Consider the following 10,474-nt stretch of genomic DNA (forward strand, 5'->3'; position numbering starts at 1 on the left):
TTCATAAAAAAGTTACAACCGATATAAGAGATAACTTTTCTACCACTTCGATTATACTCACGACTTAATGACTTCTTGAATACTTGCCGAAAAAGAAAAACTGCCATCGGTTTGACAGCAGTTCTTCTTCGGTTGGTATCCGTTAGGAATACACAATATCATTCAATACAATCTCATCGGCACAGGCTCGAATGTTATTCATCAATCCTATCCATCTCATCATATCCGTTGCTTTTCTGCACGCCCAGATTACAATCTCCGGTTCGATCATCAGACGTACATCAAACAGATCCAGTGCCAACCGATAACGGTCCTCCACGTTTCCAAACCCGAGAACATCATTTTCCATATAAATGGTACTGATGACATAAGTTCCGTCTCCTCTGCGCACTTCCAGCACGCCACTTGTGACCAGCCCTTTAACCGCCTCTCTTACCGTACTTCGTCCAACTTCAAATAATTCTGTCAGTTCACCTTCAGTAGGTATCCTCTCTCCTATTTTTACCGGTTTATCCAGAATATATTTCATCAGTCGATCCTCTGTCTTCTGTCCCAGTGTCCGTTTTACACCTTTTCCGCTTTGCTGCATTTCGTCACCTTCTGCTTATCCGCTTTCTCAAATTTTAGCATTTGTTTTTTCTCTTTTCAGCTCTGCATTGCCTGCCCTTCTCATTTTTGCTATACTGTCAATGTAGTTTTGCGCCATAGTTTCCGGCGTATCGTTATTTTGACTCAGGAGGAAATTTATGATCAAATTAGTTGCAAGTGATCTGGACGGCACTCTGCTTCACAACTATCAGCAGACTGTGCCGAAAGAAATATATGATACGATTAAAGCACTTCATGAAAAAGGAATCATCTTCACTGCCGCAAGCGGACGCCAGTATGCCAATATCCGCAGGCTTTTCGCTCCTCTCGGCTTCGACATTCCATATATCGCTGAAAATGGTTCCATGTGCGTCTATAAAGAAGAGATACTCGCCACCGGTCTGACTCCATCCAAAACCATCCGGCATATTCTGGATGCCCTGATGGAATACCGGAAGATCTATCACACCGGACACTGTATCCTTTCTGTAAAAGATACTTATTACAGCGACTCAACCGATGAACGTTTCATTGATTATATGGAAAATGATATGCATAACATCGTTACCTACGTGCCGGATCTGTATGCGATTAAAGAACCGATCATCAAAGCAGCCATCTGTGATTTTGGTGGCACAAAGAATCTGGAACCCTTCTTCCACAAAAGGATTGGGGATGAAATCCGCGTTGTAACTTCTGCGGATCACTGGATTGATTTTATTGCGCCAAATGCAAATAAAGGAACGGCACTGAAAGTTCTAATGGAAAAATTCGGGATCAAAAAAGAGGAATGCATCTGCTTCGGAGACCAGCAGAATGATATCGAGATGCTGAAAGCTGCGGGAACAGCGTATGTCATGGCAACCGGCCACCCTCTCGCCAAGAAGGTGGCAGATTACGTTGTGGAATCACCTTTGCCGGTGATGCAGGGGTTGTTGTAGAGTGAAAATAGGGACGCTCCATATAAAGAATTGGACTGATAACTGTTTCAGAATATAAGAAGCTCTAAGACCACAGAAATTTATTAAAAGCATTCTGAAAAATCCATAACTCGCTTCGCTCAAACAGATGGATTTTTCAGAATAACATAAATTTCTGTAATCTAAGAGCTTCTAATATTCTTCCAAATGTTACCAGTCCAATTCTTTATATGGAGCTGTTTTTTTCAAGACAGACAACTCCCCCTATGCGTTCTCCCATCTTCACAATGGTTTCTGCTCCCTGCAACGTGTTCCGGATCAGATCACTGTCTGGCAAGACTTTATCTGGCTCCAGGAGCAGCACAACCGTTGAACCTCCGAATTCAAATCTTCCTTTTTCTTCGCCGCGTTTTACTTGGCAGCGTTCTTTTTTATAATTTCGGATCTTTCCGACCATCAGTGCACCGACTTCCATCATCAGGACGGTTCCGAGTTTTTTATTTTTTACAAGACAGTATTCTCTGCTGTTCATTTTGTAGATCGGGCAGATATCATTTGCAATCGGATTTACAGTGTGAAAAATTCCCGGAATCCTTCTCTGATAGGTCTTTTCTCCATCTGCCACGTAACAGTATCTATGGTAATCGTCTACTGTAAGACGGATTACTACCGCCCAGCCTCCCATATAATGTCTGGCAAGCTTTGCATCGCGAATGAGGCTGTGTGTTGTATATGGAGTATGTTTAATGAAGAATTGTCCGTTTTCGTGAATTGGATAGACACTCACTTTCCCGTCACATGGACTGATCAGTACGGTATCTTCCCTGTTAACCGGGCGTTCCTCAGCTTTTATTTTTCTGGTAAAGAAATCATTATAGGAATCAAATTTCTGTTTTTCATATTTGTTCAGATCGATCCCGTGTGTTCTGGCAAATAATCCGGCAAAAACAGCGGACACTTTTGTATTCAACAGCTTCCCTCCCAGTCTGGATACTGCCGGTAAAAGAAGCGGGCGCATCAGTACTCTGGTTGCTGTATGGGTATACACAAATTTTAAAAACTTATCCTGACTGGTTGTCTTTTTTATCCGATGACCTTCTCTGTCCATGTAATACATTTCATTCCTCCTCTGCCGCTGACCGTCTGCCTGCTAAATCATACTCATATAACGCATATAATGTCTGACCAGGATGCCAATTACTGCCATTGCTACGATTACTACAATTGCTCCCATTGTTAGATTCTTTGGCTTCCTGAACTTAAAATTTGTAATAAATAAAATGCCGACTACCAGCATCACAACATGCATTGCAAGCATAAATTCACAACCTAAAAATGGTTTTAATACAACCACAAGCGGAAGTGCGATTGCCATGGATGTGATCGGGAGCCCCTGATAACATTCTCTTTTCTCTGCTGTTTCTTCCTGACGCTGTTCTTCCATCACATTGAACCACGCAAGACGGATCAGACCTGCAAGTACATAAAACATCAGGATTGCCACACCGATCACACCGCGCATTCCGAAACAGTAACAAAGAACAGCCGGCGCAACTCCGAAGCAAACAATATCGCTTAACGAATCAATCTGGATTCCGAAACGCTTTTCCACTTCTGTCCGGTTCTTTTTTGTTCTTGCAATCTTTCCATCAAACATATCACAAAGACCGGAGATTGCAAGACACATCACGCCCAGATGCAGATGCCCGTTTACTGCAAACATCATTCCTCCAATTGATACCATCAAACTGACATATGTAAGTACTACCGTATAATCATAAACCCCTAACATTCTATCTCCCTCTTTCTTCCAATTGTAAAATTTGCTACGATCGTAAGCAAGGCGCTCAGCCCCAGCTCTGTATAATATCCAATCCCACGGCTCAGGATCATTCCCGGCAAAAGAAGCCGTTTTCCGAATACCGGAATAAAAATCATGGCAAATAATTTTTCACTGATTCCCATACCTCCCGGCAGAGGAAGCATATCTACCGATACCGCAATGACCGCCTGCAGTGTAATGACTGCGACTGCTTTTGCACCTCCAAGTCCAAATGCCTTATATACAAACCATGTAGCTGTAAACAGCGCAAACCGCTGGAACATGGTGATCGCAAATACATTCACGATCACCTGCTTGTGTTCCTTCAGAAAAACTGCTGTATCCCGGTACTGATCCATGGATGCATTCAGCTTTTCAATACGCGCCTCCTTATGGTGTAGAAAGTGCAGCTTTTCAAGCAGTGCCATTCCTTTTACCAGAATTTCTCTTGCAAGCCGCGGATGGAACACCAGCACCAGCATCGCTGTCACGCAGAAAACATTCAGAGCTGTCCCCAGATAAAAGATATGCCGGATACTCCAGAGATATTTATGGATAAATCCTTGTCCGAACAGTACCAGCCACAATCCGACAACCACCAGTACCAGTTTATAAGTGATCGTAACGATCATCAGCACCAGCGTCGAAACCGGTATTGGTATCTTTTCTTTTTTCATATAATAAATCTGTGCCGGCTGTCCTCCAGATGCCGAAGGTGTGATACAGCTGAAGAAGAATCCAACCGATGAAAACAGAAAACATGTCCATTTTTTCAGCCGGATTTTCAGTGTCCGCATCATATAATAGATAATGATCGATTCTCCCCAGATAAAAACCACAACACAGATCACTCCCGGAATCAGCCATAATACATTGACCTGTTCCAGGATCTTCACAATCTCACCAATATCTTCCCCATGAAATACGCCATACATTGTACCGGTAAATACCACCAGCAAAAATATGACATTGAAGATCGTCTTCTTTTTATTTTCCATCTCTCCTCATTCCTATCCGGTTTCCAAGTTTATTTGCTATTTTTTCTGTCAGACGCCGATAAATCTGCCATCCATTTGTCCGTCTGCTGATCTGCCAGGTTACTTCTGCAAGAAGAATTCCTGCTGCTGCATCCTGCCATACATGCTGCCTAAGCGCCAGTGTCGATATCACGACCAGTACCGTCATCAGGACAGAAAAAGCTTTATACCAGTTGGAAATCTTCCGGTTCTTCCTGACCGCAATACAGCTGAACCAGCTTGCCATGCAGTGAATGGACGGAAACAGGTTGATTGGCTTATCAACTGTATACAAAAACCGTACTGCCTGCGTCCAGATATCCGTCCCTGTCAGAACCGGCCTCGTATTCGTGGTCGGATAAAAAATAAAGCACAGCATACATACCAGCCGCGCATAAAAATCCGCAGTAAAAAACTGGTATTTCACCTTCTCCTCCCGCATCGATGCCATGAAATAGTTCACTACCCAGAAAAGATAACACCCAAAATAAATAATAATAAACTGTGGCATAAAAGGAATCACTTCATCCGTCGGACCAGAAAGATTATGAGTCTTGATTCCCGTCCGTAATAGCGGCACTCCCCAATATACCACAGCATTCATACAAAATGTAATAATAAGTGGAATTATAGTTTTTATTTTCTTCATACAATCTATACTATACATAAATAAAAAAATAGCAATAGTCTTTCGCAATTCTTAAAGAAAAAAGTTCTGTCTCTTAAGAAAACAGAACTTTTTTCTTTTATATTTCTTTATTTTTACAGAACCTTTGACAGGAATTCCTTTAAACGCTCATCCTTAGGATTTGCAAAGAACTCTTCCGGAGTTCCCTGCTCTTTTACTCTTCCTTCATCCACAAACATGACACGGTCAGCAACCTCTCTTGCAAATCCCATTTCATGTGTAACAACAACCATGGTCATGCCTTCCTGGGCAAGCTGTTTCATCAGCTCCAGAACCTCTCCAACCATCTCCGGATCCAGTGCGGATGTCGGCTCATCAAAGAGCATTACATCCGGGTTCATGGCAAGGGAACGCACGATCGCGATCCGCTGCTTCTGTCCACCGGAAAGCTGTGACGGATAAGAATCTGCCTTCTCTTCCAGTCCAACCCTCTTAAGAAGTACTCTTGCTTCTTTTTCTGCCTCCGCTTTATCCTTTTTCAGGAGCTTGATCGGAGCCAGTGTGATATTTTCAAGAATCGTCTTATGTGGGAAAAGATTAAAGTGCTGGAACACCATTCCCATCTTCTGACGATGTTTGTCGATATCTACCTTTGCATCTGTAATATCCACACCTTCAAAATAAATATGACCTCCGGTCGGCACCTCCAGAAGGTTCAGGGAACGGAGGAATGTAGATTTTCCGGATCCTGACGGTCCGATGATTACCACAACTTCTCCTTTGTGGATCTCTTCTGTAATTCCATTCAGTGCATGAAAATCGCCAAATGCTTTCTGCAGATTTTCTACACGGATCAATACATCTCCATTAGTGGTCACTGTTCCTTAACCTCCTTTCCAGCATACTTACCAGTTTACTGAAGATCATAACCATAACCAGGTAAATGATCGCAACTGCCATCAGCGGCATAAGCGCATCGTAGGTTCTGCTTCGGATGATATCTCCGCCCTTTGTCAAATCCTGAAGGGCAATATATCCGGCAACAGAAGTCTCTTTTAAGAGAACGATAAATTCGTTTCCAAGTGCCGGAAGGACATTTTTAAACGCCTGCGGCATGATAATATAGATCATTGTCTGACGATAATTAAATCCAAGGCTTCGTCCTGCCTCAAACTGTCCGTTATCAACTGCCATAATACCGGAACGGAAAATCTCAGCAACATAAGCACTGGAATTCATACCAAATGCCAGAATCGCTACGATCGTCTTACTGACATCCACACTTGCAAAAATTACAAAGTAAATGATAAGCAGCTGTACAACAACCGGTGTACCACGGATGACCGTGATGTAAATCTGGCAGATCAGATTCAGGAGCTTCAGCTTGCCGGTCTTATCGTATGTGGAACGGACAATTGCCAGAAGGAATCCAAGAACTACACCGATCAGGACAGCACAAAAGGTTACAATTAATGTAACCTTAAGTCCGTCTGCAATGTAGTGCCATCTGTCATCTTTTATAAAATTCATTATAAATCTTGCTTTAAAATCACTCATAAGACACCACCAGTCTGTACCCGATTAGTCTGTAATATATTTTGCAACGATTTTATCAAATGTTCCATCTTCTTTTAACTCTTTGATCGCATCATTGACTTTCTTAACCAGATCATCATTACCTTTTTTGATTGCCAGTGCATAGTCTTCTTCTACATAAGAAGTCTCCAGGATCTTCAGACCTTCATTTTCTTCTACGAATGTCTTAGCCGGCTGGTTATCAATGATCACTGCATCGATCTTGCCCTGCTGCAGAGCCTGTACAGCTTCCATACCTTTGTTGAAACGCTCTACATTATCATCACCGAAATCATCTGTAGAATAAATATCCCCTGTTGTTCCCTGCTGAACACCAATCTTCTTTCCTTTCAGATCATCCGGTTCTGTAATATCACTGTCATCTGTTACAATGATAACCTGAACTCCTGTATAATAGCTGTCAGAAAAATCAACCTGTGTAGCACGGTCTTCTGTTACAGTCATACCTGCTGCTCCGATATCTGCTTTTCCGCTCTGAACAGCCGGGATAATAGAGTCAAATGCCATATCTTCGATCTTCAGATCCATTCCAAGCTTGTCAGCGATTGCTGCTGCGAATTCTGCATCGATTCCGACAACTTCATCTCCGTCATAGTATTCAAATGGTGGGAATTCTGCGTTTGTAGCCATAACAAGCTTTTCTTTCTTGTCTGATTTTGCAGAGTCACTCTTTGATGAATCACTCTTTGATCCACATGCTGCGAAACTAAACACACATGCACATGCAAGTACAACACTGATTACTTTTTTCATTTTCATAATACCAACCTCCAAATTTTATCCATTTCCCCTATTCTATCATGTTATAAAGAAAAAACAAAGTGGGTTTTTATACATTTTTCTGCATAAATTCCCACCTTTTTTCGTGATTATTCTCTTTTAGCCGAAAATCAGGAAATAAAGAAGTACCAGAACTCCAAGTACAATACGGTAATAACCGAATGCCTTAAAGTCATGCTTCTTGATATATCCCATCAAAAACTTGATTGCAAATACGGATACGAAGAACGCTACCAGGCATCCCACAAGCAAAATGACCACTTCGATCGCGGTATAATGGAATCCGAATTTGATAACCTTTAAGATACTTGCTCCGAACATAACCGGGATCGCAAGGTAGAAGGTAAATTCTGTTGCCACATAGCGGGAAGTTCCGATGAGCAGTGCTCCAAGGATGGTTGCTCCTGAACGTGAAGTACCCGGGATCAGTGCCAGGACCTGGAAGCCTCCGATGATCAGTGCCATCTGATAGGTAAGCTCTGTCAGCTTTGTAACCTGCGGTCTGGTGTGTTCATTCTTTTTCTCGATCAGAATGAAGAAGATACCATAAATGATCAGCATCAGTGCAACAACTACATAATTGTAAAGATACTTGTCAAGGATATCATCAAATAACAGCCCGATCACAGCTGCCGGCAGACAAGCCACAACGATTTTGCACCACAGGTTGATTGTATTTCTCTTCTGCTTCGCTGATTTTCTCTTTGAAAACGGATTCAGCTTATTGAAATACAGAACAACGACCGCCATAATTGCACCGAGCTGGATCACAACACGGAACATACTGTTGAATTCATGACTTGTACTCATATGTAAGAACTGCTCTACCAGAATCATATGCCCTGTACTACTGATTGGAAGCCATTCTGTGATACCTTCCACGATACCCAGAATGACAGCAATTAAAACATCTAACATTTTGACCTCTTTCTATCCCCTCTCGGGATTCAATACAAATTTTTCAATGGCAGCCGCCACGCCATCCTCCTCATTGGACAATGTGATATAATCTGCCACCTCTTTTACTTCATCTGCTCCGTTTGCCATCGCAACACCAAATCCGACTTCTTTTAACATCATCAGGTCATTGTTGCCATCCCCGCATGCCATGATCTCTTCTCGTTCAATTCCAAGAAGCCTGCCAAGCTGAATCAGTCCCATTCCTTTGTTGACTCCCGGTGCATTGATCTCCAGGTTCGTTCCCATCGAATCACTGATGCTTAAATCCCCAAGCTCCATGATCCGCTGCTTTGCTTCCAGACGTTCGTCCTGGCTCTTAAAAAGTGCATGGATCTTATCCATCTCATGCCCATTCATCTCTTCCATCTTCTCCCAGAGACTCGTAATGCCTTTGCGGGTGGTTCGGATATAATCTGCCATCGCAGGATTCCGCAGATACTCTCCGACTTTCAAAAGTTCATCTGCCTGTACGAAACCTCCTCCATCAAAATAGATCTCCTTGAACGTATCATAATCTCCAAAAATCTTCAGAATCGCTGCTCCCATCTCATAAGAGAGCATATTGGCATAAAGTACTTTGTCTTCCTGTAAATCCAGGATCCTTCCGCCGTTCGATGTCAGTGCGTACCGCATCCCCGGAAAATTCCGGAGCACTTCCGGGATCCCTGTCACCGGACGCCCTGTTGCAACCAGTACTGTTACCCCCTGGTCGATCGCACGTGTAAGTATTTCTCTTGTATGACTGGTCAGTTCTTTCTTATCATTCAGTAAAGTACCATCCAGATCAAGCCCTATCATTTTTATCTTTTTCATGAATAATTCCCTCATTTATGGTAAAGCTAAAAATACATTTCAAATCTTAGTATAACACGATTCCCCGTGTATGTATAACAAAATTTGCGGATTCAGGCATTTTGTAGTATACTGATAAAGGCTCAATTTTGAAGAAAGGAAGAATTATGAAGAAAAGGTTAAAAGCATTTTCAAGAACAACCATCGCACTCCTTACCGCTGCCCTGGTCTGTTCCCCGTTTACAAAAGCTTACGCCGATGACACTGTAGACTCTCTCGAAAAGCAGACAAACGGTCTTCAGAACCAGCTCGACTCTCTGAATCAGGACCTTACTAGTCTCAGCGCTGAGATCACAGATCTTGCATCAAAAATTGAGGATACGGATGCTTCCGTACAGAAAGCAGAACTGGACCTTGCCGCCGCAAAACTGGACGAGCAGTTACAGTATGATGCTATGAAGAAAAGAATCAAATATATGTACGAAACAGGAAATACGTCACTCTTGCAGATCATCTTTTCTTCTGAAAGCATGGGAGATTTCTTAAACAAAGCAGAATTTGTCAAGAACATTACAGAATACGACAGAAATATGCTGGATGAATTACAGAAGGTTCACGAGCTTGTCGCTAAAAAGGACTCTGATCTGAAAGCAGAGCAGGCTTCTCTGGCAGAGATGAAAACAAATCTCGACCAACAGGAACAGGAACTGAATGACAAGATTTCCTCTACTTCCGGTGAACTTCAGGCTTCATCCGAAGCACTGGCAAAAGCAAAAGAAGCACAGGCAGCCGCTGCTGCCGCACTTAAGAAAAAACAGGAAGAAGAAGCTGCTGAACAACAACGACAGGCAGAAGCTGCACAGACTGCTGCCAATAATACTTCAAGCAGCTCCGGGAACACGGATTCCGGTAGTTCCGGCGGCAATACGACGATTACAGTTCCGGATACTCCTGCCGAGACCACAGATCTGGTTCTCTTTGCTGCAATTCTGCAGTGTGAAGCTGGCGGTTACGATTATGACGGTATTCTTGCCGTTGCTACAGTCATCATGAACCGTGTAGCGAGTCCGCTGTATCCGAATACAATCAGCGGTGTCGTCTACCAGAGCGGTCAGTTTGCTCCAACCTGGGACGGAAGCTTAAGCCGCGTCTTGCAAAGAGGGCCTGTATCCTTATGCTATCAGGTCGCTCAGGAAGCGCTCGGCGGAGCACGGCTTGCATCCGTAAGCGGATGTTACCAGTTCCGAAGCGCAAGTACCGGAATGTCCGGGATCAACGTTGGGGGAAATGTATTTTTCTAAATCCTGTCCCTGCGGATGTACGTTCGATTCATTCACAGGACAGAATAAAAAAAAGGGGCTGTGAAAAAAGC

Annotated in this window: 12 protein-coding genes; 2 read left to right on the forward strand and 10 right to left on the reverse strand. The window is 43.0% G+C overall.

Annotation, left to right across the window (positions count from 1 at the left end; genetic code table 11):
- Positions 1 to 142: 142 nt before the first annotated feature.
- Positions 143 to 589 (reverse strand): TnpV protein, encoded by a 447-nt coding sequence (locus tag PGR14_RS15400; protein ID WP_270223672.1) that lies wholly within the window; start codon positions 587 to 589, stop codon positions 143 to 145.
- Positions 590 to 746: 157 nt separating this feature from the next.
- Here PGR14_RS15400 and PGR14_RS15405 point away from each other — a divergent pair, with 157 nt between their 5' ends.
- Positions 747 to 1,529, forward strand: a complete 783-nt coding sequence (locus PGR14_RS15405) for an HAD family hydrolase (protein WP_270223673.1) — start codon at positions 747 to 749, stop codon at positions 1,527 to 1,529.
- A gap of 205 nt (positions 1,530 to 1,734) precedes the next feature.
- Here PGR14_RS15405 and PGR14_RS15410 read toward each other — a convergent pair whose 3' ends face one another.
- The 9 genes from PGR14_RS15410 to PGR14_RS15450 all read right to left on the reverse strand — a co-directional run bounded on the left by PGR14_RS15410 (position 1,735) and on the right by PGR14_RS15450 (position 9,123).
- Positions 1,735 to 2,625 carry a phosphatidylserine decarboxylase gene (locus PGR14_RS15410; protein ID WP_270223674.1) on the reverse strand — a complete coding sequence of 297 codons (891 nt, stop codon included), beginning with the start codon at positions 2,623 to 2,625 and terminating at the stop codon, positions 1,735 to 1,737.
- 33 nt (positions 2,626 to 2,658) lie between these two features.
- Complete coding sequence (locus PGR14_RS15415; RefSeq protein WP_008372637.1) at positions 2,659 to 3,300, reverse strand: CDP-alcohol phosphatidyltransferase family protein; 642 nt, start codon at positions 3,298 to 3,300, stop codon at positions 2,659 to 2,661.
- Positions 3,294 to 4,328, reverse strand: a complete 1,035-nt coding sequence (locus PGR14_RS15420; protein ID WP_195367888.1) for a lysylphosphatidylglycerol synthase transmembrane domain-containing protein — start codon at positions 4,326 to 4,328, stop codon at positions 3,294 to 3,296. Before PGR14_RS15420 ends, PGR14_RS15415 begins: the two co-directional genes overlap by 7 nt.
- Positions 4,318 to 4,857, reverse strand: a complete 540-nt coding sequence (locus PGR14_RS15425) for a phosphatase PAP2 family protein (RefSeq protein WP_227120131.1) — start codon at positions 4,855 to 4,857, stop codon at positions 4,318 to 4,320. Before PGR14_RS15425 ends, PGR14_RS15420 begins: the two co-directional genes overlap by 11 nt.
- A gap of 251 nt (positions 4,858 to 5,108) precedes the next feature.
- Entirely contained in the window at positions 5,109 to 5,852 is a 744-nt protein-coding gene (locus tag PGR14_RS15430) for an amino acid ABC transporter ATP-binding protein (protein ID WP_008372631.1), read from the reverse strand.
- Positions 5,842 to 6,531: an amino acid ABC transporter permease gene (locus tag PGR14_RS15435; protein WP_008372629.1), complete on the reverse strand. Its 690-nt coding sequence runs from the start codon at positions 6,529 to 6,531 to the stop codon at positions 5,842 to 5,844. The genes PGR14_RS15430 and PGR14_RS15435 overlap by 11 nt, the downstream gene beginning before the upstream one ends.
- A 24-nt stretch (positions 6,532 to 6,555) precedes the next feature.
- Positions 6,556 to 7,329 carry a basic amino acid ABC transporter substrate-binding protein gene (locus tag PGR14_RS15440; RefSeq protein ID WP_008372628.1) on the reverse strand — a complete coding sequence of 258 codons (774 nt, stop codon included), beginning with the start codon at positions 7,327 to 7,329 and terminating at the stop codon, positions 6,556 to 6,558.
- A 120-nt stretch (positions 7,330 to 7,449) separates the two neighbouring features.
- Entirely contained in the window at positions 7,450 to 8,268 is an 819-nt protein-coding gene (locus PGR14_RS15445) for an undecaprenyl-diphosphate phosphatase (protein ID WP_022220164.1), read from the reverse strand.
- Between the two features lie 12 nt (positions 8,269 to 8,280).
- Positions 8,281 to 9,123 (reverse strand): Cof-type HAD-IIB family hydrolase, encoded by an 843-nt coding sequence (locus PGR14_RS15450; RefSeq protein ID WP_270223677.1) that lies wholly within the window; start codon positions 9,121 to 9,123, stop codon positions 8,281 to 8,283.
- 146 nt (positions 9,124 to 9,269) lie between these two features.
- Between PGR14_RS15450 and PGR14_RS15455 the strand changes: the two genes are divergently transcribed.
- On the forward strand, positions 9,270 to 10,403 hold the full coding sequence (locus PGR14_RS15455) for a cell wall hydrolase (RefSeq protein ID WP_270223678.1): 1,134 nt from the start codon (positions 9,270 to 9,272) through the stop codon (positions 10,401 to 10,403).
- Positions 10,404 to 10,474 lie beyond the last annotated feature (71 nt).

The organism is Coprococcus sp. AF99-45 (assembly GCF_027663865.1).
Classification (GTDB): domain Bacteria; phylum Bacillota; class Clostridia; order Lachnospirales; family Lachnospiraceae; genus Allocoprococcus; species Allocoprococcus comes.